19 protein-coding genes are annotated in these 25,895 nt (G+C 69.3%); 8 read left to right on the top strand and 11 right to left on the bottom strand.

Annotated elements, in window-relative coordinates:
• Position 1 precedes the first annotated feature (1 nt).
• On the top strand, positions 2–1,183 hold the full coding sequence (locus AC5JCN_RS18190) for an ABC transporter substrate-binding protein (protein ID WP_495756499.1): 1,182 nt from the start codon (positions 2–4) through the stop codon (positions 1,181–1,183).
• Positions 1,184–1,217: 34 nt separating this feature from the next.
• Here AC5JCN_RS18190 and AC5JCN_RS18185 read toward each other — a convergent pair whose 3' ends face one another.
• Both AC5JCN_RS18185 and AC5JCN_RS18180 read right to left on the bottom strand, forming a co-directional pair.
• A complete protein-coding gene (locus AC5JCN_RS18185) occupies positions 1,218–2,297 on the bottom strand; it encodes a DUF2336 domain-containing protein (protein ID WP_495756498.1) in 1,080 nt (359 codons plus the stop codon).
• Positions 2,298–2,421: 124 nt separating this feature from the next.
• Entirely contained in the window at positions 2,422–3,513 is a 1,092-nt protein-coding gene (locus AC5JCN_RS18180; protein WP_495756497.1) for a DUF2336 domain-containing protein, read from the bottom strand.
• Positions 3,514–3,751: 238 nt separating this feature from the next.
• Between AC5JCN_RS18180 and rimP the strand changes: the two genes are divergently transcribed.
• The 6 genes from rimP to truB all read left to right on the top strand — a co-directional run bounded on the left by rimP (position 3,752) and on the right by truB (position 11,096).
• The gene (rimP, locus tag AC5JCN_RS18175; RefSeq protein ID WP_495756496.1) at positions 3,752–4,564 is read left to right on the top strand and encodes a ribosome maturation factor RimP; all 813 of its coding nucleotides are present in this window, start codon (positions 3,752–3,754) and stop codon (positions 4,562–4,564) included.
• A 38-nt stretch (positions 4,565–4,602) separates the two neighbouring features.
• Complete coding sequence (gene nusA / locus AC5JCN_RS18170; RefSeq protein WP_495756495.1) at positions 4,603–6,198, top strand: transcription termination factor NusA; 1,596 nt, start codon at positions 4,603–4,605, stop codon at positions 6,196–6,198.
• Between the two features lie 35 nt (positions 6,199–6,233).
• On the top strand, positions 6,234–6,947 hold the full coding sequence (locus tag AC5JCN_RS18165) for an RNA-binding protein (RefSeq protein ID WP_495756494.1): 714 nt from the start codon (positions 6,234–6,236) through the stop codon (positions 6,945–6,947).
• Positions 6,940–9,657 (top strand): translation initiation factor IF-2, encoded by a 2,718-nt coding sequence (gene infB / locus AC5JCN_RS18160; RefSeq protein ID WP_495756493.1) that lies wholly within the window; start codon positions 6,940–6,942, stop codon positions 9,655–9,657. The genes AC5JCN_RS18165 and infB overlap by 8 nt, the downstream gene beginning before the upstream one ends.
• Before the next feature lie 108 nt (positions 9,658–9,765).
• Positions 9,766–10,191, top strand: a complete 426-nt coding sequence (gene rbfA, locus AC5JCN_RS18155) for a 30S ribosome-binding factor RbfA (RefSeq protein WP_495756492.1) — start codon at positions 9,766–9,768, stop codon at positions 10,189–10,191.
• Positions 10,188–11,096 carry a tRNA pseudouridine(55) synthase TruB gene (gene truB / locus AC5JCN_RS18150; protein ID WP_495756491.1) on the top strand — a complete coding sequence of 303 codons (909 nt, stop codon included), beginning with the start codon at positions 10,188–10,190 and terminating at the stop codon, positions 11,094–11,096. The genes rbfA and truB overlap by 4 nt, the downstream gene beginning before the upstream one ends.
• A 218-nt stretch (positions 11,097–11,314) precedes the next feature.
• Here the strand turns inward: truB and polA are convergent, their stop codons facing one another.
• From polA to AC5JCN_RS18105, 9 genes are all read right to left on the bottom strand, one after another.
• Positions 11,315–14,335 (bottom strand): DNA polymerase I, encoded by a 3,021-nt coding sequence (gene polA, locus AC5JCN_RS18145; protein ID WP_495756490.1) that lies wholly within the window; start codon positions 14,333–14,335, stop codon positions 11,315–11,317.
• Positions 14,336–14,393: 58 nt separating this feature from the next.
• Positions 14,394–15,614 carry a phosphopentomutase gene (locus AC5JCN_RS18140; RefSeq protein ID WP_495756489.1) on the bottom strand — a complete coding sequence of 407 codons (1,221 nt, stop codon included), beginning with the start codon at positions 15,612–15,614 and terminating at the stop codon, positions 14,394–14,396.
• 22 nt (positions 15,615–15,636) lie between these two features.
• On the bottom strand, positions 15,637–16,473 hold the full coding sequence (locus tag AC5JCN_RS18135) for an inositol monophosphatase family protein (protein ID WP_495756488.1): 837 nt from the start codon (positions 16,471–16,473) through the stop codon (positions 15,637–15,639).
• 25 nt (positions 16,474–16,498) lie between these two features.
• Positions 16,499–18,127 (bottom strand): ABC transporter ATP-binding protein, encoded by a 1,629-nt coding sequence (locus tag AC5JCN_RS18130; RefSeq protein WP_495756487.1) that lies wholly within the window; start codon positions 18,125–18,127, stop codon positions 16,499–16,501.
• 8 nt (positions 18,128–18,135) lie between these two features.
• Positions 18,136–19,305 (bottom strand): ABC transporter permease, encoded by a 1,170-nt coding sequence (locus AC5JCN_RS18125; RefSeq protein WP_495756486.1) that lies wholly within the window; start codon positions 19,303–19,305, stop codon positions 18,136–18,138.
• A gap of 1 nt (position 19,306) precedes the next feature.
• Complete coding sequence (locus AC5JCN_RS18120) at positions 19,307–20,425, bottom strand: microcin C ABC transporter permease YejB (RefSeq protein ID WP_495756485.1); 1,119 nt, start codon at positions 20,423–20,425, stop codon at positions 19,307–19,309.
• A 45-nt stretch (positions 20,426–20,470) separates the two neighbouring features.
• The gene (locus AC5JCN_RS18115; RefSeq protein WP_495756484.1) at positions 20,471–22,390 is read right to left on the bottom strand and encodes an extracellular solute-binding protein; all 1,920 of its coding nucleotides are present in this window, start codon (positions 22,388–22,390) and stop codon (positions 20,471–20,473) included.
• Positions 22,387–24,264, bottom strand: a complete 1,878-nt coding sequence (locus AC5JCN_RS18110; RefSeq protein WP_495756483.1) for an extracellular solute-binding protein — start codon at positions 24,262–24,264, stop codon at positions 22,387–22,389. Before AC5JCN_RS18110 ends, AC5JCN_RS18115 begins: the two co-directional genes overlap by 4 nt.
• Positions 24,265–24,430: 166 nt before the next feature.
• Positions 24,431–24,991, bottom strand: a complete 561-nt coding sequence (locus AC5JCN_RS18105) for a c-type cytochrome (RefSeq protein ID WP_495756482.1) — start codon at positions 24,989–24,991, stop codon at positions 24,431–24,433.
• Positions 24,992–25,138: 147 nt separating this feature from the next.
• On the opposite strand from AC5JCN_RS18105, the gene AC5JCN_RS18100 reads away from it, so the two are divergent.
• On the top strand, positions 25,139–25,882 hold the full coding sequence (locus AC5JCN_RS18100) for a 3-deoxy-manno-octulosonate cytidylyltransferase (RefSeq protein WP_495756481.1): 744 nt from the start codon (positions 25,139–25,141) through the stop codon (positions 25,880–25,882).
• Positions 25,883–25,895 lie beyond the last annotated feature (13 nt).

Genomic DNA, 25,895 nt, shown 5'->3' with positions numbered 1-25,895 from the left:
CATGGGCCTGACGAGGAGGGCGGCGCTGGCCGCTGGCGTGGCGATGGCGGCGCTTGCCGCACCGTTCGCGGGCGGACCGGCTGTTGCCGCGGAGCCTGTCCGCATCGGCCTCGTGCTGCCGCTCACGGGCCCGTTCGGCCCGCCCATCGGGCGGCAGGTCGAGAATGGCGCCCGCCTCTACATGAAGCTCAACGGCACCACGGCCGGGGGCCGCCCTGTCGAGCTGATCGTCAAGGACGACACGGGCGCTGCCGACCAGACGCGGCGCATCGTCCAGGATCTCGTCGTCAACGAGAAGGTCGACATCATCGCCGGCTTCGGCCTGACGCCGCTGGCGCTGGCCGCCGCGCCCGTCGCCACGCAGGCCAAGGTGCCGATGGTGGTGATGGCGGCCGCCACCTCGATCATCACCGAGCAGTCGCCTTTCGTCGTGCGCACCAGCTTCACCATGGCGCAGAACACCGTGCCCCTGGCGCAGTGGGCGGCCCGCAGCGGCGTCAAGCGCGCGGCCACGCTCGTGTCGGACTACGGGCCGGGCCTCGATGCCGAGAAGGCCTTCGCCGGCGCCTTCGGCAAGGCAGGCGGAGAGATCGTCGAGCAGCTGCGCGTGCCCCTGAAGAACCCGGACTTCGCGCCCTTCCTGCAGCGCCTGAAGGACAAGGCGCCCGAGGCGGTGTTTCTCTTCGTGCCCAATGGCCAGGGCGCGCCGCTGATGAAGGAGGTCGCCGACCGCGGCTTCGCTCAGGCAGGCATCAGGATCATCGCCACCGGCGACGTGGTCGACGACTTCACCCTGAACGAGATGGGCGATGCCGTGCTCGGCATGGTGACGAGCCACCATTACTCCGCCGCGCACGATTCACCGGAGAACAAGGCCTATGCCGCCGCCTTCACCAGGGAATTCGGCAACCGCCCGAACCTGATGGCCATCGGCGGATGGGACGGCATGAACCTGATCTACAAGGCGCTGGACAAGACCGGCGGCAAGACCGACGGCGCCGCCCTGGTGGAAGCCATGAAGGGCCTCGCCTGGACCTCGCCGCGCGGCCCGGTCAGCATCGACCCGGCGACGCGCGACATCGTGCAGACGGTCTATCTCCGCAAGGTCGAGCGGGTGGACGGCCAGCTCTGGAACATCGAGTTCGACAAGGTCGACGCGGTCCGCGACCCCGCCAAGCCCTGACCAGGGCGTCCGCGCGGTCGACCGCGGCAGGCCGTCAGACGTCCTCGGCGGTGTCCTCGCGCGCCTTAAGGAAGCGCAGGACACGCTGGGCGGTGAGGCGGCTCAGCGTATCGTAATTGCTCTCGAGCTTGCCGTAGAGCGAGGCGCGGGCAGGCGCGCCGCTCTTCAGGGCAACCAGGACCTGCACGGTCGGCCAGCGGAAATCGAGCGACTTGCAGACGATGAGCAGCAGGTCTTCCTGCGGCTCGGTGAAGATGCGGTCGGCGATCTTGCGTGGCAGGCCGGCGAGGAGGCCGAGGCCCGCGCTCGCCTCCGACTTGCGGCCGTCGGACGCGAAGGTGCCGATGTCGGTCTCGCAGAGCGTGCCCGCGCGGTGCCTTTCCAGCGCCTCGCCCGAATAGCCGTCGGCGTCGGTCGCGGCCGCTTCGATCTCGGCTGAGACGCGCTGGGCGCCGGCCTCCAGCGCCTGCTCGACGAACTCGGCCGAGCGATCGCGCATGGCGGCGAGCAGGCGTTCGCGCACCTCGGCCCGGGCGACGAGCACGAGTTCCTGGAGCCGCTCGGGCGGCAGGTCGGCGCGTGTGCCGAGCAGTTCCTGCAGGTCCTCGTCATTGTGGGCGCGGGCCAGCAGCCCGCCGAAGCCGCGCGCCGAGATGCGGGCCGTGGCGTTGCGCACGGTGGCGTGCAGCACGACGCGGTCGCCCCGCTCGATAAGGATGTCGGTGACCGCCTCGGGCAAATGCGGCCGGGCGCTGATGGCGAGAAGGTGGCCCTGCCCGAAGGTGAGGGCGAGGTCGACGAGGTCGTTCTCGGTGAGGCGCGGGGAGCGCTCGAGGACCGGCCGCGCCACGGCGATGTCGTCGCGGGCGAGGCGGGAGATGACGCGCGGCGGAGCACGCGGCACGTCCGCGAGCCTCTCAGCCAGCGCGGCGCGGGCATAGAGCTCGATGCGGTCCGCGAGCAGCCCGATCACCTCGTCGAAGACGGCGATGTGGTCGTCGGTGAACCGCTCGGCATCCCGCACGAAGAGGTCCGTGATCCGCGACAGCGTTTCCGCGCTGCGCGGGCCAGTGGCCGCCGTGGCCATATCTCTCGCCAGGGATACCGTCGTCATGTCCGCTGCCTTCCGTTCTCCGGAAGCCTAGATGCGGCGGCTCTGCAAAGTTTTAATTGCGTGCTTCAAATTGTGCGCCGGAATCCGTCATACGACGGATTTCCGAGAATCATACGGCAGGTACTTAGACGCCGAGCTTACTTTTCGTCGCGACGAAGCGCATCACGCGCTGGGCGGTCGGGATCGTCAGGGCCTCGAAGCTGGCGAAAGCCTGCTGCAACAGCGATTGAGGCGGGGCCTTGCCGGTCTTTGCGCGCAGCAAAAGTTTGAAGGTAGGCCAGCCAAACTTGACGCCGCGCACGATGAACAGGATCGGGTCGTAGCTCGCCGCGCCGTAGGCCGTCGCCACCGCGTCGGAGGGAAGCCCGGAGACGCGGGAGAGCACCTCGAGCGCATCGGCCAGCTTGTCATCGCGCAGCAGGCGGGTCACGACCTCCTCGGTCAGCGGGCCGGCGGCGGCGAGCGCGTCCACGCGCTGCGCGGCACCGGTGAAGTCGATGGGCGCGAGGCCGCTTTCGGCCACCGCGCGGGCGCTGGCGTCAAGAGCTTCGCCGAGCATGCTCGCGACGTCAGGCTGATCCTGCAGCGACTGCGCCATGTCGCGCCGGGCCATCTGCTTGGCCGCTTCGATGAGCGCGGCGGCGTGGGCAGCCGGGAGGTCCTTGCGATCGCCGAGAATGGCCTGCAGCGCGCCGTCGTCTGCCGCCCGCTGCACCAGCGTGTCGAAGCCCTGGGTGGAGAAGCGGGCCGTCTCATTGCCCGCGACGCGGCGCACGACGTTCTCGTCGCCGCGCTCGACGAGCACGTCGGTGACCGATTCCGGCAGGTGCCTGCGGCCGGAGAGGGCGAGCAGGTGGCTCTGCCCGCGCTCGCGGGCGAGGTCGACGAGGTCTGCCTCGGCGAGCCGCGCCGAGCGCTCGATGACCGGCCGGGCAATCTGGATGTTGTCGTCGAAGGCGAGGTCGCGCACCGTGCGCCGGGGTGCGTTGGCGACGTCGGCAAGGCGCTCGGCGAGCTCGACGCGGGCGCGGAACTCGATCTCGTGGGCGAGACGGGAAATGACCTCGTCGAAGACGGTGACATGCTCCTCGCCCAGCATCGGCGCCTGCTCGAGGAACAGGGTCGTCAGCTTGCGCAGCGTGTCCACCCGGCGCGATTCTTCGCCGCTCGCGATCGAAGTCTCGACCTCGGCCACCACGGAGTGGAAAGGTTGCATCCAACGCCCCTACATTTCTCCGCGACAATGACGCGACTTTCTCACCAAACAGTGTACCAAACAGCAATTTGCGGGTGCATGCGGTTGCGGCGACAGAAAACAAGGATCGCGCTTCCAACCGGCGCTTGAATTCGCGGCCGCCAGCGTGTATCTCCCCGTCATCCTCTTCATTCTCAGGGTGATCGTACGGTCACGGTGAGAGAGTGGGTCCTGCCCGGGCCCGCTCCCAACGGCGCTTATGATGACAGACGGCGTGACGCCATCAGATCTCGACGAACCCCGCCTCATCGCGGACAAGGGCGTCGCTGCGCGTGTCGGCGCCATCGTCGAACCGGTCCTGCGCGACCTCGGCTACCGGCTGGTGCGCGTGCGCGTCACCGCGCAGAACGGCTGCACCGTGCAGATCATGGCCGAACGGCCCGACGGCACGATGAGCGTCGACGACTGCGAGGCGGTGAGCCGCGCGGCGTCGCCGGCCCTCGACGTCGACGATCCCGTCGATCGCGCCTATCACCTCGAGGTCTCCTCGCCCGGCATCGACCGGCCGCTCGTCCGCGTGTCGGACTTCGCCCGCTGGGCCGGCCACGAGGCCAAGGTCGAGATGGCCGTGCCGCAGGCGGGCCGTAAGCGCTTCCGCGGCATCGTCACCGGCGTCGAGGGCGAGGGCGCCGTCCTCACCCGGCGCGACGCGGCCGCAGATGAGGATCCGCGCGTCGTGCTGCCCATCCGCGACATCGCCGAGGCGCGGCTCGTCCTCACCGAAGCGCTGATCCGCGAGTCCCTCCGGCGCGGCAAGGCCGAGCTCCGGGCGCTGGAAGACGGCGTTGTTGGGGCTGAAGACGACGAGGATTCCGGCGAAACCGAGGCCGGCGACACGCCGGTGCCGACCCCGGCGCCGGTCCGTCCGCCCAAGCCGCACCCGAAGCCGCAGCGCAAGACCCAGGCGCCTGCCCCGCGCGGGCGCAAGGATGCCAAGACTGTTTCACGGCCCGCACAGGGCCCCCGATCCGGCGCCGCCCCCGGCGCACGCAAACCCAAGCCGAAGCACTGACCCGGGCATGACCGGGCCAGACACCAGGGAGTGACGCGATGGCCGTCTCCGCCAACAGGCTCGAACTCTTGCAGATCGCCGATGCGGTCGCGCGCGAGAAGGTGATCGACCGCCAGATCGTGCTGGCGGCGATGGAGGATGCCATCGCCAAGGCGGCCCGCTCGCGCTACGGCGCGGAGACCGATATCCATGCCGACATCAACGCGCGCACCGGCGAACTGCGCCTGTCGCGCTACCTGCACGTGGTCGAGCAGGTCGAGAACCCGGCGATCGAGATCGCGCTCGTCGACGCGCAGCGCTTCAACCCTGCCGCGCAGGTGGGCGACACGATCGCCGACACGCTGCCGCCCTTCGACTTCGGCCGCATCGCGGCGCAGTCGGCCAAGCAGGTCATCGTGCAGAAGGTGCGCGAGGCCGAGCGCGACAGGCAGTACGAGGAATACAAGGACCGCATCGGCGAGATCGTCAACGGCGCAGTGAAGCGCGCCGAATACGGCAACGTCATCGTCGACCTCGGCCGCGGCGAGGGCATCGTGCGCCGCGACGAGTTGATCCCGCGCGAGGCCTTCCGCCCCGGCGACCGGATCCGCGCCTATGTCTACGACGTCCGGCGCGAGCAGCGCGGCCCGCAGATCTTCCTGTCGCGCACGCATCCGCAGTTCATGGCGAAGCTCTTCGCACAGGAGGTGCCGGAGATCTATGACGGCATCGTCGAGGTGAAGGCTGTCGCCCGCGACCCCGGCTCGCGCGCCAAGATCGCCGTGATCTCGCGTGACAGCTCCATCGACCCCGTCGGCGCCTGCGTCGGCATGCGCGGCTCGCGCGTGCAGGCCGTCGTCGGCGAGTTGCAGGGCGAGAAGATCGACATCATCCCCTGGTCGCCGGACGTCGCCACCTTCATCGTCAACGCCCTGCAGCCGGCCGAGGTGGCCAAGGTCGTTCTCGACGAGGACGCCGAGCGTATTGAAGTCGTGGTCCCGGATGACCAGTTAAGTCTTGCCATCGGACGGCGCGGCCAGAATGTGCGGCTCGCCTCCCAGCTCACGGGCTGGGACATCGACATCCTGACGGAGGCCGAGGAGTCCGAGCGCCGCCAGAAGGAATTCCAGGAGCGCACCCGCATCTTCATGGATGCGCTCGACGTCGACGAGGTCGTCGGCCAGCTGCTCGCCTCGGAGGGTTTCCGGTCGGTCGAGGAACTCGCCTATGTCGATCCCTCGGAACTCGCCTCCATCGAAGGCTTCGACGAGGACACTGCGGAAGAGATCCAGAGCCGCGCCCGCGATTATCTCGCGCGGGTCGAGGCCGAACAGGATGCCCGCCGCGTCGAGCTCGGCGTCGCCGACGAGCTGAAGGAAGTCGACGGCGTCTCGACGGCCATGCTCGTCAAGTTCGGCGAGAACGACGTCAAGTCGGTCGAGGATCTCGCCGGCTGCGCCACCGACGACCTGACCGGCTGGTCCGAGCGGAAGGGGACCGACACGGTCCGCCACGCCGGCATCCTCGACGGGATGGAAATCTCGCGCGAGGAGGCGGAGGCCATGATCATGGCCGCCCGCGTCAAGGCGGGCTGGATCGAGGCCGAGGTGCCGGCCGCCGAGGAACAGGACGAGGAGGCAGCCGCGGAGGCTTGATCCGCGGCGCCCGGGACGGGACGGAAAGGACGCGCTTGGTCAAACGGAACGCTGCAGCGGACGAGGGCGAAGGGCCGGAACGGCTCTGCGTGGTGACGCGCGCCGTGCGGCCCCCCGAGGAGCTCATCCGCTTCGTCGCGGCGCCGGACGGCACGGTCACGCCGGACCTGCACCGCAAGCTGCCCGGGCGCGGCGTCTGGGTGACGGCCTCGCGCAAGGCGGTGACCGAGGCGGTGCGGCGCAAGGCTTTCGGGCGTGCGTTGAAGAGCGCCGCGGTGGCGCCGCCGGACCTCCCCGCGATGGTGGAGGGCCTGCATGTGCGGGCCGCACGGGAGGCACTGAGCCTCGCCAACAAGGCGGGTCTGGTCGTCTCCGGGTTTTCGAAGGTCGAGGCGGCGGCCGAACGCGGTCGCTTGGCGGCTGTCGTCCACGCGAGTGACGCGGCCCCGGACGGGGTCAGGAAGATAGGGCAGGCGCTGAGGCGTCGGCGGGCAGACGGAGGGGGAGAGGTTCCCGTCCTCGGCACGCTCGACTCCTCGCAATTGGATTTGGCATTGGGACGCTCTCATGTGATACATGCAGCGCTTCTGGACGGGCCCGCGAGCCGCGCCGCACTGGCGCGCTTCCGGGCCTTGGAGCGTTACCGCGACGAGACGGCCGTGGGCGTCAGCCCCGATACGCCGGACGCGGATGATCCATCGGACGAGACGGCGCCCCGGGAAACCGCAGGATACGAGCGGAATGAGTGATACGAAGAACAGCGGCGACAAGACGATCAGCGTTCCTTCCAAGACGCTGAGCCTGAAGCGGCCGGTAGAGCAGGGCGTCGTACGCCAGAGCTTCTCCCATGGCCGCACGAAGGCGGTCGTCGTGGAGAAGGTGAAGCGGCGCGTGATCGGACCGGGCTCGGAAACGAAGCCCGAGCCCGTCGCCGCGCCTGCCGCACCGCAGGTGAGCGTCGCGCGTCCCGCACCGGCGGCGCCGGTGGCATCTGCCGCTCCCCAGCGTGCACCCGCCGCGCCGACCCAGACGCCGTCCGGCCGGGCCATGCCGCCCCCGCAGAGCCGTCCTGCCACGCCGTCGCCCTCGCGCGCTCCCTCCGGTGTCGTGCTGCGCACGCTGACCGAGGAGGAGCGTGACGCCCGCGCCACCGCCCTCGTGGAGGCTCGCCGCCGCGAGGAGGAGGAGCGCCGCCAGGCCGAGATCGACGCCAAGGTCCGCGTCGAGCGCGAGGCTCGCGAGCGTGTCGAGCGCGATGCCGCCGAGGCCCGCAAGCGCGACGAGGAAAACCGCCGCCGCCACGACGACGAGGTGAAGCGCAAGGCCGAGGACGAGGCGAAGCGCCGGCTCGGCGACCAGCCGTCCGAGGCCCGCCCGGCCGCCGCCGCGCCGTCCTCGGCGCCCGGCACGATCGTGCGCCGCCCCGTGCTCGGCGCCCCTACCCCGTCCACCGCCCGCCCTGCGGAGCCGGAGGACGAGGAGAAGAAGCTGATCATCCGGCGGCCCGGAATGCCGCTGAAGATCGTGACGCCGCCCAAGCCGGAGCGTACCCGCCCGGGCGAGGAGAAGCGCCGCGGCCGCCTCACCGTCACCCGTGCCACGGGCGACGAGGACGAGCGCACGCGTTCCGTCGCGGCGTTCCGCCGCCGTGTGCAGCGCCTCAAGGGCAACCAGTCGAACGAGCCGAAGGAAAAGATCGCCCGCGAGGTGACCGTTCCCGAGACGATCACGATCCAGGAGCTGGCCAACCGCATGGCCGAGCGCAGCGTGGACGTGATCCGCTTCCTCATGCGCCAGGGCCAGATGGTGAAGATCACCGACGTGATCGACGCCGACACGGCGCAGCTCGTGGCCGAGGAGTTCGGCCACACGGTGAAGCGCGTCTCCGAGGCCGACGTCGAGGAGGGTCTGTTCGACGCTCCGGACGCCGACGCGGACCTGATCTCGCGCCCGCCTGTCGTCACCATCATGGGCCATGTCGACCACGGCAAGACGTCGCTGCTCGACGCCATCCGCCACGCCAACGTGGCAGGGGGTGAAGCCGGCGGCATCACCCAGCACATCGGCGCGTATCAGGTGGAATCGCCGCTCGGCGGCAAGATCACCTTCATCGACACCCCCGGCCACGCGGCGTTCACCGCCATGCGCGCCCGTGGCGCCAAGGTGACCGACATCGTCATCCTGGTCGTCGCGGCCGATGACGGCGTCATGCCGCAGACGATCGAGGCGATCAACCACGCCAAGGCGGCCAAGGTGCCGCTCATCGTGGCGATCAACAAGATCGACAAGCCCAACGCCAACCCCGAGCGCGTGCGCACGGAGCTCCTCCAGTACGAGGTGCAGGTCGAGTCGATGGGCGGCGAGACGCTCGAGGTGGAGGTCTCCGCCACCAAGAAGATGAACCTCGAGAAGCTGCTCGAGGCGATCACCCTGCAGTCGGAAGTGCTCGACCTCAAGGCCAACCCGGAGCGTCCCGCGGAAGGCACCGTCATCGAGGCCAAGCTCGACCGCGGCCGCGGCCCGGTGGCGACCGTTCTCGTCCAGCGCGGCACGCTGCGCACCGGCGACATCGTCGTGGCCGGCTCCGAATGGGGCCGCGTCCGCGCCCTCGTCGACCAGACCGGCGCGCATGTGTCGGAGGCGGGTCCGTCCTTCCCGGTCGAGATCCTCGGCTTCAACGGCGCCCCCGAGGCGGGCGATCGCGTCGCCGTGGTCGAGAACGAGGCCCGCGCCCGCGAGGTTACCGCCTACCGCCAGCGCCAGAAGCGCGAGCGGATCGCGGCCCGCGCCGGCGTTGCCCGCGGCTCGCTGGCCGACATGATGAGCCAGCTCAAGACGACCGGCCGGAAGGAATTCCCGCTGCTCGTGAAGGGCGACGTGCAGGGCTCGGTCGAGGCGATCATCGGCGCGCTCGAGAAGATCGGCAACGACGAGGTCGCGGCCCGCATCATCCATGCGGGTGCCGGCGGCATCAACGAGAGCGACGTGACGCTCGCCGAGACGTCGGGCGCCGCCATCATCGGCTTCAACGTGCGCGCCAACAAAGAAGCGCGCGAGGCGGCCGAGCGGGCGGGCGTCGAGATCCGCTACTACAACATCATCTACGACCTGGTGGACGACATCAAACAGGCCATGTCGGGCCTTCTCGCCCCCACGCTCCGCGAGGAGCGGCTGGGCGAGGCCCGCATCCTGCAGGTGTTCGCCGTGTCGAAGGTGGGCAAGGTGGCGGGCTGCCTCGTGCAGGACGGCCGCGTCGAGCGCGGCGCCAGCGTGCGCCTCATCCGCGACAACGTCGTCATCCACGAGGGCAAGCTCTCGACGCTCAAGCGCTTCAAGGACGAGGTCAAGGAAGTGCCCTCGGGCCAGGAGTGCGGCATGGCCTTCGAGAGCTACCAGGACATGCGCGAAGGCGACGTCATCGAGTGTTACCGCGTCGAGGAGGTCCGGCGTTCGCTGTGACCTCGCGCCTTCCCTGACAGGACGGGCCGGGGCCGCAAAGCGGCCCCGTTCCTTTTGCCGAACTCCATTGCAGGCGTCGACCGGTCCGATCCCGGCAGGCGGTGAACCATGAAGCACAACAAGGACGACCGCACCGGCCCCTCGCAGCGTCAGCTGCGCGTGGGTGAACTGGTGCGCCACGCGGTGACCGAGCTGCTGGCCCGCGGCGAACTGCCGGACCCCGTCTTCGCGCGCGCCTTCGTCACCATCCCCGAGGTGCGGATGAGCCCGGACCTGCGTCTCGCCACGGTCTACGTCACGCTGCACGACCGCGGCCTGGAAAAGCCGGTGCTGAAGGCCTTCGCGGGCAGCCGCAAGCAGCTGCGCACCGAGGTGGCGCACCGCGTGAACCTGAAGTTCGCGCCGGACCTTCGCTTCATCATCGACGACCGGCTGGACGAGGCGGCGCGCATCGACGCGCTCCTGCGCTCGCCGGAGGTCCGGCGTGACCTCGACGCCGACCGTGACGACACCGGGGACGACGGGCAGGCATGAACGCACCGCGCAAGAACAGGGCCGAGATCAACGGCTGGATCGTGCTGGACAAGCCGGTGGGGATGACCTCCACCTACGCCGTCTCTGCGGTGCGCCGGCTGCTCAATGCCAAGAAGGCCGGCCATGCCGGCACGCTCGACCCGCTGGCCTCCGGCATCCTGCCGCTCGCCTTCGGCGAGGCGACCAAGACCGTGCCCTACGTGGTCGACGGCGAGAAGGCCTACACCTTCACGGTCGAGTGGGGATCGGAGACCGACACCGACGACAGCGAGGGCCGCACCGTGGCCACGAGCGACGTCCGGCCCGCGCGTGACGAGATCGAGGAACACCTCGCCAGCTTCACGGGCACGATCATGCAGGTGCCGCCAAAGTACTCCGCCATCAAGGTGGACGGCGAGCGCGCCTACGATCTCGCCCGCGACGGCGAGGAGGTGGAGCTGAAGGCGCGCCCCGTCGAGGTGCACGCGCTGCGCCTCGTCGCCCATGACGAGACATCCGCGACCTTCGAGGCGGAGTGCGGCAAGGGCACCTATGTCCGCGCCATCGCCCGCGACCTCGGCCGCGCGCTCGGATGCCTCGGCCACGTCACGGCCCTGCGGCGCACCCGCGTGGGGCCCTTCACGCTCGACGACGCCACGCCCTGGGCGGATCTCGACGGTGCGCCCGAGGCGGCGACGGAGGTGCTCCTGTCCGTCGAGGGTGGCCTGTCCGAGCTGCCCTGCATCGTCATCTCCCGCGACCAGGCCAGCCGCCTGCGCCGCGGCCAGTCGGTCATCCTGCGCGGCCGCGACGCTCCCGCCGAGGGCGGCCCCGTCTACGCCGCCTGCTCCGGCGTCGTCATCGCCGTCGGCATGGTGGAACGCGGCGAGCTCGTCCCGAGCCGGGTGTTCAACCTGCCGTTCTGAACGGACGAACCGAGGCGCGTCCGAAGACGCGCGGTCCGCAACGCGGGTCTTCAGACGCGCTTTTTTGACGTGCCCACCTTCTCTCGTCTTCCCCGGCGCGCCGAAGGCGCGGGAAGGGGATCCAGCGCTTGTTCCCGTTCCCCACTGCTCAGCGGAGTCCGGCGACGTCTGGGCCCCCTTCCCGGCCGGCTCTGCCGGCCGCCGGAGTGACCAGCGCCTCAGTGCGCGGCTTCCCAGTTGTCGGCGGCACGCGCATCGACCTGCAGCGGCACGGCCAGCTGCACGGCGGGGTGGGGGGCGTCTTCCATGACGCGCTTCACCACCGGCAGCGTCGCCTCGACCTCTGCCTCCGGCACCTCGAAGACGAGCTCGTCATGCACCTGCAGGAGCATGCGGGCGCTGAGCTTCGCCTGCGCCAGCGCGCCCTCCATGCGGACCATGGCGCGGCGGATGATGTCGGCGGCCGTGCCCTGGATCGGCGCGTTGATGGCGGCGCGCTCCATGAAGGCACGCTCGGACGGGTTCTTGGAGTTGATCTGCGGGTAGTGCGCCTTGCGGCCGAACAGCGTCGACACGTAGCCGTTGGAGCGGGCGAAGCGCCGGGTGGAATCCATGTAGTCCCGGATGCCGGGGAAGCGCTCGAAGTACTTCTTGATGTAGGCGCCGGCCTCCTCCCGCCCGATGCCGAGCTGGTTGGCGAGGCCGAAGGCCGAGATGCCGTAGATGATGCCGAAATTGATCGCCTTGGCGCGGCGCCGGACGCTCGGGTCCATGCCCTGCACGGGCACACCGAACATCTCCGACGCCGTCATGGCATGGATGTCGACGCCGTCGGCAAAGGCCTGCCGCAGCTGCGGGATGTCGGCGATATGGGCGAGGACGCGCAGTTCGATCTGCGAGTAGTCGGCCGAGACCAACCTGTTGCCCGGCGTGGCGACGAAGGCGGCGCGGATCTTGCGGCCTTCCTCGGTCCGGATCGGGATGTTCTGGATGTTCGGCTCGGAGGAGGAGAGCCGGCCCGTGGTCGTCGAGGCGAGCGAGAAGCAGGTGTGCACCCGCCCCGTCTCCGGGTTCACGTAGCCGGGCAGCGCGTCCGTGTAGGTCGACTTGAGCTTGGAAAGCTGGCGCCATTCCAGGATGCGGCGGGGCAGGTCGTGGCCCTGCTCGGCGAGGTCCTCCAGCACCTTGGCGCCGGTCGACCAGGCGCCCGTCGCCGTCTTGGTGGCGCCGGGCAGGCCCATCCTGCCGAACAGGATGTCGCCGAGCTGCTTGGGCGACCCGAGGTTGAAAGGCTCGCCTGCGAGCTGGTGGATCTCGGCCTCCAGCCGCGCCATGCCCTGCGCGAACTCGCCGGAGAGGCGCGACAGGATCTGCCGGTCGATGGCGATGCCGTGCCGTTCCATGCGCGCCAGCACGGGGCCGAGCGGCCGCTCCAGCGTCTCGTAGACCGTCGCCATGCCCTCGGCCGCGAGGCGGGGCTTCAGCACCTGCCAGAGCCGGAAGGTGACGTCGGCATCCTCCGCGGCGTATTCGGTCGCCTTCTCGATGGAGACGCGGGCAAAGCCGATGAAGCTCTTGCCCGTCCCGGCCACCTGCCCGAACTGGATGGGCTTGTGGCCGAGCAGGTTCTCGGACAGCTCGTCCATGCCGTGGCCGTTGCGGCCGGCGTCGAGCACGTAGGAGAGCAGCATCGTGTCGTCGGCCGGGTGGACGCCGAGCCCGTGCCGCGCCAAGACCAGCGCGTCGTATTTCAGGTTCTGCGCCACCTTGAGGACGCCGGGGTCCTCCAGCAGCGTCTTCAAGCTGGCGAGCGCGTCACGGTTCGGGATCTGCCCGGGCACGAGGTCGTTGCCGCCGAAAAGGTCGCCGGAGCCCTCGCCACGGTGGGCAAGCGGCACGTAGCAGGCGCGGTTCGGCGCGGTCGCCAGCGAGAAGCCGACGAGGTCGGCCTGCATCGCGTCGAGCGACGTCGTCTCCGTGTCGAACGCGACCACGCCTGCCGCGCGCGCTTCCGCGATCCACGCATCGAGCCGCGCGAGGTCGCGCACCGTCTCGTAGCCCTGCAGGTTCACCGGCACGGCGCGGACCTTCGCCATCACCTCCCCGGCGAGATGCCCGGGGGTCGGGCCGTCATGGCCGTTCTTCGCCGCCGCGGTGGCGGCCGACGCATCGGACGGAGCCGGCTTCGGCTTCATGTCCGGCCCGTGCTCGGGCCCGCTGCCCGGCGCCTGTGCCGATCCGCCCCAGCCCGTGCCGGCGCCGGGCGCGGCGAGGGTCGCGTCCGGCTCCACGGAGCCGGGATCCACTCCATAGGCATCGGCGACGCGGCGGGTGACCGCGCTGAACTCCATGGCCTTCAGGAAGGCGACCAGCCGCCTGGCATCGGGGTCGTGCACGCCGATGGTCTCGGGCGGACGGTCCAGCGGGACATGCTTGTCGAGCGTGACGAGCTTCAAGGAGAGCCGCGCCTGCTGGGCGTTCACCTCCAGCGCCTCGCGTCGCTTGGGCTGCTTGATCTCGCCGGCACGGGAGAGAAGCGTCTCGAGGTCGCCATACTCGCCGATCAGCTGTGCGGCGGTCTTGACGCCGATGCCCGGCACGCCGGGCACGTTGTCGACCGTATCGCCGATCAGCGCCTGCACGTCCGGCACCTTCTCCGGGGGAACGCCGAACTTCTCGATCACCTCGTCGCGGCCGATCCGCTTTTCCTTCATGGAATCGTACATGCTGACGCCGTTGCCGACGAGCTGCATGAGATCCTTGTCGGAGGCGACGATGGTGGTCGTGGCTCCGGCCTCGCAGGCGAGGCGGGCATAGGTGGCGATGATGTCGTCGGCCTCGTAGCCTTCCTGCTCGATGCAGGGCAGGTCGAAGGCGCGCACCGCGTCTCGGATGAGGCGGAACTGCGGGCGCAATTCCTCCGGCGGCTCCGGCCGCTGGGCCTTGTAGCCGTCGTAAAGCGCGTTGCGAAACGTCGTGGCGGAATAGTCGAAGACCACGGCGAGATGCGTCGGGCGCTCGCCGGCCACGGAATCGCGCAGCAGCCGCCACAGCATGTTGCAGAAGCCGGACACGGCGCCGATCGGCAGGCCGTCCGACTTGCGCGTCAACGGCGGCAGCGCGTGGAACGCCCGGAAGATGTAGGACGACCCGTCGACGAGGAAGACGTGGTCGCCTCGCTTCAGGGGCCGCGTGGCGGGAGGGGCGGACTCGGTGGGGGCGGCATGGGCGGTCGACATGCGCCTCTTCTACACGATCGGGCGGGTGCGGCGCGAGGGCGGCGTCGCTATTCCGGCCTCACATCCAGCTGCGACCGGGACCGTGGCCGGGCAGGCCGAGATGCGCCGCGACGGTCTCGGCGATGTCTGCATAGGTATCGCGCCGACCCAGAAAGCGGGGCGCGACGCCGGGCCCGGCAACGAGCACCGGCACGTGCTCGCGCGTGTGGTCGGTGCCCCGCCATGTCGGGTCGTTGCCGTGGTCCGCGGTCAGGACGGCGATGTCGCCCCGCCGCAGCAGCGCAAGGAACTCCGGCAGGCGCCGGTCGAAGGTCTCCAGGCACGCCGCATAGCCCGGCACGTCGCGGCGATGGCCGAAATCCGTGTCGAAGTCGACGAAGTTGGCGAAGAGCAGACCGCCCTCCGCCAGTTCCGCCGCCACCGGCAGCATGGCGTCGAAGAGCTTCATGTTGCCGGGCGCCTTCACCTCGCGCCCCGTCGCGCGGTGGGCGAAGATGTCGCCGACCTTGCCGACGGTGACGACCTCGCGCCCGGCCGCGGCGGCGCGGTCGAGGATGGTGCCGGCGGGAGGCGGCACCGCGAAGTCCTTGCGGTTGCCTGTGCGCACGAAGCCCTCTGCCTCTGTCCCCAGAAAGGGACGGGCGATGACGCGGCCGATCTTCAGCGGGTCGACCAGTTTGCGCACGGCGGCGCAGAGGTCGTAGAGCCGCTGCAGGCCGAAAGCTTCCTCGTGCGCGGCGATCTGCAGCACGGAATCGACGGAGGTGTAGGCGATGGGCTTGCCGGTTCGGACATGCTCTGCGCCGAAGCGGTCGATGACCTCGGTCCCGGAGGCGTGGCAGTCGCCGAGAATGCCGGGCAATGCGCCCGCCGCGATGATCGCCGCTGTCAGGGCCGGCGGGAAAGCGGGCACCGTGTCTGGGAAATAGCCCCACGGGGTGGGGACCGGCGTGCCGGAGATCTCCCAGTGTCCCGAGATGGTATCCTTCCCGCCGGAGACCTCGACGGCGTAGCCCCACTGTCCCGCGGGCGGGCCGGAATGCCCGGCGATCACGGGCCGCACGCCGGTGGAGGCCTCGCAGGCCTCCGCCAGCCCGAGCGCGGCGAGATTGGGCAGCGCCAGCGGGCCGGACCGCAGCCCGGCGCGGTCACCCTCGCCGCGCGCGCAGGCGGCTGCTATGTGGCCCAGCGTGTCGGCGCCGGCGTCGCCATAGGCCTCGCCATCCTCGGCGCCGCCGCAGCCCACTGAATCCAGGACGATGATGTAGGCCCGCGCCATCGGACGGACGTTTCCTTCCCCGTCAGGGATGGTGGCGCTCCAGAAGCGCGGAATGCAAGGCCTGCCAGCTCTCCTGGTCTGGCGCAACCAGGATACCACCCTCATGCGTGGTGGCGCGGTAGGGCGAGCCGTCGAAGCGGGCGGAGTAGCCGCCTGCCTCCTGGTGCAGCAGCCAGCCGGCGGCGTGATCCCATGGCATCAGCTTGTGGTAGACGAGAAAGTGGCACTTGCCCGAGGCCACCAGGCGATACTCGTGCGCCGCGCAGCGATAGCTGAAGCACGTCGCCACCTTGGGCAAATTGTGGATCAGCGTCGAGCGCATCGGCTCCTGCAGCGTGTTCCAGGAGGCGCCGCCGGTCATCTCGCCGATCGGAGCCGGGCTGGCCACGCGCATGTCCCGGCGCTGCCCCTCCATTCCCTCGAACCACGCACCCTCGCCGCGCACGGCGATGGCGAAGTCCTGGCCCATCGGGTCGTAGATGACGCCGGCGACGATCTCGCCGCGGACGACCACGCCGGCCATGACGCCGAAGAGGGGCAAGCCGGAGGCGAAGTTCATCGTCCCGTCGATCGGGTCGACGATGAACGCGAGATCAGCATCGGCGAGCTTGCCGAGCAGGCTGCGGTCCTTCTCGGTGCTCTCCTCCCCGACCACGACACAGCCCGGAAAGGCCTTGCGCAGATCAGCCGCGATGCGGATCTCGGCCTGCTCGTCGGCGTCGGTGACGAGGTCGAGCGCGCCCGTCTTCTGCCGGACCTGCCCTTCGCCGAGAGAACGGAAGCGCGGCAGGATCTCGACGGCAGCGGCGTCGCGCAGGATGGCGGACAGCGTCGCGGCGTCGCGGACGGAGAAGGTCATGGGCGGCTCCGGGCTGTGGCGGCGTCTACTGCCGGACGACTCCGGCATCCGCGGTGTCCAGGTTGAACGCGGCGGCGAACAGGGCCCGGGTATAGTCGGATTTCGGCGACGCGAACAAGGCATCGGCGTCGCCCTGCTCCACGATCCGTCCCTCGCGCATCACGATCACGCTGTTGGCCAGCGCGCGGACGACCTTCAGGTCGTGGCTGATGAACATGTAGGCAAGGTTTCGGCGCTTCTGCAGGTCGCGCAGGAGGTCGACGATCTGCGCCTGCACGGACATGTCGAGAGCCGAGGTGGGCTCGTCCAGCACGACGAAGCGCGGCTCCAGCGCCATCGCACGGGCGATGGCGATGCGCTGGCGCTGGCCGCCCGAGAACTCGTGCGGGTAGCGGTCCATGGCCGCCGGGTCGAGCCCGACATCGGCCAGAGCACGGGCGACGACGGTGCGCCGCTGTTCGACCGAGCCGCCCTCCTGGACCGCGAGGCCCTCGGCGACGATGTCGGCGACCGACATGCGCGGGGAAAGCGAGCCGTACGGGTCCTGGAAGACGATCTGCATCTCGCGGCGCAGGGGCCGCATCTCCCGCGAGGTGAGCCCGTCGAGCCTTCGGCCGAGATAGACGATGGGCCCCTGCGAGGAGGTGAGGCGGAGGATGGCGAGACCGAGCGTGGTCTTGCCCGACCCGGATTCGCCGACCACGCCGACCGTCTCGCCCTCGCGCACCGTGACGGTGATGCCGTCGACCGCCTTGATGTGGCCGACGACCTTCTTGAGGAAGCCCTTGCGGATGGGGAACCAGACCTTCACGTCGTCGGTCTGGACGACCACCGGCGCATCCGCGCGTGGCGGCTCCGGCCGGCCCTTCGGCTCCGCGGCGAGCAATTTGCGCGTGTAGGGATGCTGCGGGCGCTCGAAAATGTCCGCCACCGGCCCGTGCTCGACGATCTTGCCCTGCGTCATCACGCAGACGCGGTCGGCGATCTTGCGGACGATGCCGAGGTCGTGGGTGATGAACAGCATCGCCATGCCGAGGCGGGACTTGAGTTCCGCAAGCATCTTCAGGATCTGCGCCTGCACGGTGACGTCGAGCGCCGTGGTCGGCTCGTCCGCGATCAGCAGGTCCGGCTCATTGGCAAGCGCCATGGCGATCATCACGCGCTGGCGCTGGCCGCCGGAGAGCTCGTGCGGATAGGATTCGAGCCGCGACGCCGGCTCGCGGATGCCGACCTGCGTCAGCAGGTCGAGCGTGCGGGCGCGTGCCGCTTCGCCTGTCAGGCCCTTGTGCAGCGACAGGATCTCGCCGATCTGCCGCGACACGGTGTGCAGCGGGTTCAGCGACGTCATCGGCTCCTGGAACACCATGGTGACGTCGTTGCCGCGCACCTTGCGCAGCTCGTCCTCGGAGGCCTCCAGCAGGTTCCTGCCCTTGAACAGGATCTCCCCGGACGGGTGGTAGGCCGGCGGGTAGGGCAGCAGCTTGAGCACGGACAGCGCGGTGACGGACTTGCCCGAACCCGACTCGCCCACGAGCGCCACCGTTTCCCCCGGCGCGACGTCGAAGGAAACGCGATCGACGGCCAGCGTATCCCTCCCACCCTGGCGGAAGCCGACGGACAGGTCGCGGACGGAAAGGAGGGGTTGGGTCGTCATCAAGTCCCTCACCCGAACGTCTTCCGCGGGTCGAACGCATCGCGCACGGCCTCGCCGATGAAGATCAGCAGCGACAGCATCACCGCGATCACGGTGAAGCCGGTGAGTCCGAGCCATGGCGCTGCGATGTTGTTCTTGCCCTGCAGCAGCAGTTCGCCCAGCGAGGGTGAGCCGGGTGGCAGTCCGAAGCCGAGATAGTCGAGCGAGGTCAGCGTCGTGATCGAGCCGTTGAGGATGAACGGCAGGAAGGTCAGCGTCGCCACCATCGCGTTGGGCAGCACGTGGCGCCACATGATCATGGCGTCGGAGAGCCCGAGCGCGCGGGCGGCGCGAACATAGTCGAAGTTGCGGGCCCGCAGGAACTCTGCCCGCACCACGTGCACCAGCGCCACCCAGGAGAAGAGCAGCAGGATGAAAAGCAGGGTGAAGAACGAGGGCGGGAAGAAGTTGGACAGGATCATCAGCAGGTAGAGCGAGGGTATGGCCGACCAGATCTCGATGAAGCGCTGGAAGTAGAGGTCGATCCGTCCGCCGAAATAGCCCTGGATGGCGCCGGCCAGGATGCCGACCACGGACGAGATGCCGGCCAGCACGAGGCCGAAGACCACCGACAGCCGGAAGCCGTAGATGATGCGCGCCAGCACGTCGCGGCCGCCATCGTCCGTGCCGAGCCAGTTCCACTCCAGCGCGCCGCAGCCCGTGCCGCCCTTCTTCTCCGCCATCGGCCGGCACTGGGCCTCTGTCAGCATCCAGGTCGGCGGCGACGGTGCGGCGGTGGGCAGGTCGAGGTTGATCGTGTTGGAGGCGAAGCGGACGGGCGGCCAAATGGCCCAGCCATTGTCCGCGATCTCTCTCTCGATCAGCGGGTCGCGGTAGTCGGTCTGGGCGAGGAAGCCGCCGAACTTCTCCTCCGGGTAGTCGACGAAGACGGGAAACAGCAGTTCGCCCTTGTAGCTCGCGACGATCGGCCGGTCGTTGGCGATGAACTCCGCGAAGAGGCAGAGCACGAACAGCACCATAAACAGCCAGAACGACCAGTAGCCGCGCCGGTTAGCCTTGAAGTTGGCGAGCCGCCTCGCATTGATCGGCGAGAGCCGCAGCCATCCCTTCCGCGGCAGCGGAGGCGCCTGCGGCAAGGCCGGGACGAAGGCGGCGGGTTCGGCGGCGCGATCGACCACCTCACACCTCCCGCGTCTCGAAGTCGATCCGCGGATCGATCCAGGTGTAGGTGAGGTCGGAGAGCAGGTTCACCACGAGCCCGAGCAGGGAGAAGATGTAGAGCGAGGCGAAGACGACGGCATAGTCGCGGTTCACCACCGACTCGAAGGAGAGCAGCCCCAGCCCGTCCAGCGAGAACACCGTCTCGATCAGCAGCGAGCCCGAGAAAAAGGCGCTGATGAAGGCGCCGGGGAAGCCGGCGATGACGATCAGCATGGCGTTGCGGAACACGTGCCCGTAGAGCACCTGCCGCTCCGAGAGCCCCTTCATGCGCGCCGTCAGCACGTATTGCTTGCGGATCTCGTCCAGGAACGAGTTCTTCGTCAGCAGCGTCGAGGTGGCGAACGCCCCGAGCGCCATGGCGAGAATCGGCAGCGCGATGTGGTGCACGTAGTCCGCCACCTGGGCGTACCAGGGCAGCGACCAGAAATTCTCGGATGTGAGCCCGCGCAGCGGGAAGAAGGGGAAGAACGACGAGCCCTCGCCGAAGAGAACGATGAGCAGGATAGCGAACAGGAAGCCCGGGATGGCGTAGCCGATGATGACGATCGCCGATGTCCAGGTGTCGAAGCGCGAGCCGTCCTTCACCGCCTTGCGGATGCCGAGCGGGATCGAGATAGCGTAGGACAGCAGCGTCATCCAGAGCCCGAGCGAGATGGAGACGGGCAGCTTCTCCTTGATCAGCTTCAGCACCGGCACGTCGCGGAAGTAGCTCTTGCCGAAGTCGAAGCGCGCGTAGTTCCAGAGCATCTGGCCGAAACGGACATAGGCCGGCTTGTCGAAGCCGAACTGGGCCTCGAGCTGCTTGATGAACGCTGGGTCGAGGCCCTGCGCACCCCGATATTTGGACGCCACCTCTCCGCCCGCTCCACCGCCGGGCTGGTTCTGGCCGCCGCCCGAGAAGTCCGTTCCACCGCCGGTGATGCGGGACGTGGCGGAGGTGTCGTTGCCCTGCAACTGCGCCAGGATGCGCTCGACGGGACCGCCGGGGGCGAACTGCACCACTACGAAGGAGATCAGCATGATGCCGAACAGCGTCGGGATCATCAGAAGGATGCGGCGCGCGACATAGGCGAGCATGCGTTCAGGCTCCCGCCGTCGCCGGCCGTGTCGACCCGAGACCTGTCATCCCGCCTTCCCGATTCGCTGCGCCTTGGCTTCGTCATACCACCAAGTCCCCGGTGCACCGCGGTCATACTTGGGCTTTACCGGAGGCTTGCCGAACATGTCCCAATAGGCGAGCCAGTGCTCCGGCTTGGTCCACATCGGGATCCAGTAATGGCCGGCGCGCAGCACCCGGTCGAGCGCCCTGCAGGCGGCCACGAGGGCCGGACGGTCCCTGGCGCCGAGCGCCGCCGCGAGCAGCGTATCCACGGCCGGGTCCTGGATGCCGGCGATGTTGCTCGACCCCGGCACCGAGGCGGTACGCGAGGCGTACATCACCTCCAGCTCGTCGCCCGGCGTGTTGGGAAGGGCGAAGCGGCGGGAGATGATGTCGTAGTCGAAGCTGTCCGTGCGCCGCTGGTACTGGGCGGGATCGACGGACCGGAAGGTCGCCGCGATGCCGAGCAGCTTCATGTTCTTGATGAGCGAGCCGGTGTGCGGCTCCAGCGCCTCCGAAAAGTCGAGGAACTCGACAGTGAAGGGCTGGCCGTCCGGCCGCAGCAGTGTGTTGTTCTGGCGCTTGCAGCCCGCGTCACGCAGCAGCGCGTCGGCCTTGCGCAGCAGGGCACGGTCCTGGCCGGACCCGTCGGTGACGGGCGGCAGGTAGGCCGGGCCGAACACCGCTTCCGGCACTTTCCCCTTCAGCGGCTCGAGCAGGGCGAGCTCGGCCGGGCCCGGCGCCCCCGTGGCCGCCATCTCGGAGTTCTCGAAGAAGGATGTCGTCCGCCTGTAGGCGCCGAACATCAGGTTCGTGTTGGTCCACTCGAAGTCGAAAAGCTGCCCCAGTGCCTGGCGCACCCGGACATCGGCGAAGGCCGGGCGGCGGGTGTTCATGAACCAGCCCTGCGAGCCCGACGGCGTCTCGTCGGGGATGACGTCGCGGATGACCTTGCCGTCCTTGAGGGCGGGGAAGTCGTATCCCCGCGCCCAGATGCGCGACGTGAACTCCTCGCGGAAGGTGATGATGCCGCCCTTGAAACCCTCGAAGGCAACGTCGCGGTCGCGGAAATACTCGAATCGGATCCGGTCGAAATTGTTGATGCCGACATTCACCGGCAAGTCCTTCGCCCAGTAGTCCTGCCGCCGCGCGAAGAGGATGAAGCGGCCCTGCTCCAGGCGCTCGACGGCGTAGGGTCCGGAACCGAGCGGCGCGTCCAGCGTCGCCGCCTCGAAATCGCGGCCGGAAAACCAGGCCTTGGAGAAGATCGGAAGCGCCGCCACGGTCAGCGGCAGGCTGCGCGGCCGGCCCTGCGCGTAGCGCACCGACACCGTGCCCTCGTCGAGCGCGCGGGCCCCGTCCATCATGCGGATCGCCTGCGAGATCAGCGGATGACCCTTGGCCCTCAGCGTATTGAACGAGAACGCCACGTCGTCGGCCGTCAGGCGCGAGCCGTCGGAGAAGCGCGCGTCGGGGCGCAGCCGGAAGGTCTGCTCCAGCCCGTCGTCGCTCATGGAGACGCTCTTCGCCACCAGCCCGTAGAGCGCGTCCGGCTCGTCCAGCGCCCGGGCCATCAGGCTGTCGACGGTCATGGTCATGCCGGCGGCGCCATTGCCCTTCAGCACCCAGATGTTCAGCGTGTCGAACGTGTCAAAGGCCTGGTTGCCGCGCGTCGAGGAGATCTGCATCGACACCGTGCCGCCCTTGGGGGCGTCCGGGTTCACGTAGCGGAAATTCTTGAAGTCGGCGGGGTAGCCGAGATCGCCGAAGCTGGAGAGCCCGTGCGATTCCGGCGGCGGTGGCTCCTGCGTGCCCTTCAGCGGGGGCTGCGAGCCACCCGGATCCGCCGGCGCCCCGTCCAGTGCGCGCGCCAGCCCGGGGAGCAGGCCGGAACCGGCGAGGGCCGCCGCGCCGGACAGCAGCCCGCGGCGGGTCGGCTTCACTTCGGGCCTCCCGTCTTGGCCGCGAGCTCGGCGTCCCACCACCAGATGGTGGGGAAGGCGGGCTGCCCGTATTCCGGCAGTGCCGCTGGACGGCCGAACCTGTTCCACCGGGCGGTACGGCTGAACGGGTAGTACCATTGCGGCACGACGTAGTCGTTGGCGAGCAGGACGCGATCGAGCGCACGCGTCGCGGCCACCAGCTCCTCGCGGTCCTTGGCGTAGATCACCGTGTCGATGAGCGCGTCCACGCCGGGGTCGGAGATGCCGGTGAGGTTCTGCGAGCCGGGGCGGGACGCGGCGGCGGAGCCCCAGTACTCGCGCTGCTCGTTGCCGGGCGACAGGGACTGGCCCCACGTCTTGACCAGCGCGTCGAAGTCGAAGGTCCGCAGCCGGTTCTCGTACTGGGCGTCGTCGACCGAGCGCACGCTGACGCCGATGCCGAGCCTCTCAAGGCCTGGCTTGTAGAACAGGAAGACGCGCTCGAAGGTGGGATCGTCGGCGAGGAACTCCACCGTCAGCGGCTCGCCCCTGGCGTTGACGCGCTGGCGGCCCTTCACCTCCCAGCCCGCCTCCTTCAAGAGCCGGTCGGCCTCTCGCAGATTGTCGCGCACGGCCTGCGGGTTGCCGTTCACGGGCGGCTTGTAAGGCGTGGTGAAGACCTGGGGCGGGACCTTGTCCTTCACCTTCTCGAGGATCTCCTTCTCCCGGCCCTCGGGCAGGCCGGAGGAGGCGAGCTCGGTGCCGGCGAAGAAGCTGTCGATGCGCTTGTAGGCGCCGTAGAAGATGGTCTTGTTCATCTCCTCGAAGTCGAAGGCGAGGTTCAGCGCGCGGCGCACGCGCGGATCCTTGAACTTCTCCCGGCGCAGGTTGAAGACGAAGGCCTGCATGCGGCCCAGGGCCTTCTCAGGGAACTCCTCGCGGACCACGCGGCCTTCCTTCACGGCCGGGAAGTCGTAGGCTGTCGCCCAGTTCTTGGCGCTGTTCTCGGCCCGGAAGTCGTACTGGTCACCCTTGAAGGCTTCCAGCATCACGGTCGAGTCACGGTAGTACTCGTAGCGGATCTGGTCGAAATTGTTGGCGCCGACCTGCGTCGGGGTCTTGTCGCCCCAATAGTCCTTCACCCGCTCGTAGACGGCGTTGCGGTTGGGCTCGAAGCTCTTCAGGCGGTAGGGGCCGGAGCCGAGGGGCGGCTCGAGCGTGGTCTGGGTGACGTCGCGCTTCTTGCCGTCCGGGCCGTTGCCCTCCCACCAGTGCCTGGGCAGGACGGTGATCTGGCCGACGATCTGCGGCAGCTCGCGGTTGCCGGGCTGGTCGAAGGTGAAGGTCACCTCGCGCTCGCCGGTCTTCTCCGCCTTGGTCACGTGCGAATAGTAGAACGCGTATTGCGGGCTGTTGGTCTTCAGCGCCTCGAAGGAGAACACGACGTCCTCCGGCGTCACAGGCTGACCGTCCTGCCACTTCGCCTCGGGCCGCAGGCGGTAGGTCACCGAGGAGAAATCGGCGGGAAACTTCACCGCCTCGGCGAGCAGCCCGTATTCGGTCGAGACCTCGTCCAGCGCCGGCGCCATCAGCGTCTCGTAGACCAGGCCGATGCCGCCCTCGACCGAGCCCTTCACCCCCGCGACGACCAGGTTGAAATTGTCGAAGCCGCCCTGGCGGGCGAGGCGCACCGTGCCGCCCTTGGGGGCGTCTGGGTTGACGTAGTCGAAATGCGCGAAGCCCGGCTTGTATTTGGGCGTCCCAAGCAGAGACAGGCCGTTGCGCCACTCGCCTTCCTGTGCCCGGGCGGGAGCTGCGGCGAGGAGCGCCGCCGGCAGCGCCACAGCGAGGGCAAGGCGAAGGGCGGAGGACAGGCAGGCGCGCAGGGTCGGCATGAAGTCTCCCGAGGCTGTTCGGCGGGCCGCTACCGATGGCGAGGATTATGTCGCTTTTGCGCCTGCGTGCCACCGGGTCCGGAGGCTGCGGCAAAGAAGGGCAGCGCTGAACGAAAAAGGCCGGGCAGAGCCCGGCCTCGGATCGTCGACGCGGCGCTGGTCGGCCTCAGGGCTTGGGCAGCTCGACCGGCGTGTCGGCGAGGGTGGCGAGGTAGGCCAGCACGTCGGCGCGCTTGTCGTCTTCCTTCAGGCCGGCATAGCTCATCGCCGTGCCCTTCACCGTGCCCTTGGGATTGGAGATGAAGGAATTCAGGTGCTCGAACGACCAGGTCTTCGCCGAACCCGCATATTCCGTCATGCCGGCCGAGTACTTGAAGCCCTCATGCGCGCCGATCGGGCGGTTGACGACGCCCCACAGGTCCGGGCCGATCTTGTTCGGGCCGTCCTTCTCGAAGGAATGGCAGGAGGTGCAGACCTTTGCGGTCGCCTGGCCGCGGGCGGGATCAGCCTTGGCGAGCAGAACGGGGAGCGGCTGGGCCGGGGCTGCGGGCGCCGCAGCGGCCTCCTTCGGCGCGGCCTCGGCGCCGGCGAGCTCGTAGCCGGGTGCGAAAGTGCGGGGCGGGGCGAAGAGGGCCTCGGCGAAGATGTTCAACCCCATCATGAACAGCAGGGTGCCAAGCACCGCTCCTGCGACCTTGTTGAAAAAGAGGGGGTCCCTGGCCGTCATCCACATGCTCCCAAGCCTTCGGCGCGCCTGATTACCCGCTTTGACGAGGCTTTGGCAACTCGTATAAGCGCATGTCCCTTGATACTTTCTGCCGCTCTTTCCCCGGGGGCGGCGGCGTGGACCGCCCGCAGAGCGCCAGCAGATCCGATGTCCGACCCCGTCGTCCTCATTCCCGCCCGCATGGCCTCGACACGCCTGCCCGGCAAGCCCCTCGCCGACATCCTGGGCGAACCCATGATCGTCCATGTCTGGCGCCGCGCAGTCGAGGCCGGGCTCGGCCCCGTCGTGGTGGCCACCGACGAGGCGGGCGTGGTCTCCGCCATCGAAAAGGCCGGCGGAATCGCGGTCATGACGCGCTCCGACCACCCGTCGGGCTCCGACCGGATCCACGAGGCGGTGGAGAGCTTCGATCCCGAGGGGCGCCACGACGTCGTCGTCAACGTCCAGGGCGACCTGCCCACCATCGACGCTGCCGCCGTGCAGGCCGCCATCCTGCCTCTCGCCGACGCCTCGGTCGACATCGCCACCATCGCCACCGAGATCGTCCGGCCGGAGGAGCGTACGGACCCGAACGTGGTGAAGGTGGTCGGTTCGCCGCGCGGCCCGGCGCTGCTGCGCGCCCTGTATTTCACGCGCGCCACCGCACCTTCCGGCGAAGGCCCGCTCTGGCATCACATCGGCCTTTACGCCTATCGCCGCCGCGCGCTGTCGCGCTTCGTGGCGCTGCCGCCCTCGCCGCTGGAACAGCGCGAGCGGCTGGAGCAGTTGCGCGCGCTGGAGAACGGCATGCGCATCGACGTGGCGCTGGTCGACGACGTCCCCCTCGGCGTCGACACGCCGCACGATCTCGAACGGGCCCGCGCCATCCTCGCCGCCCGGGCCCGGCACTGACAGGACAAGACCG

The sequence above is a fragment of the Alsobacter sp. genome, assembly GCF_059501845.1.
This window is presented reverse-complemented; position numbering and strand designations above follow the sequence as displayed.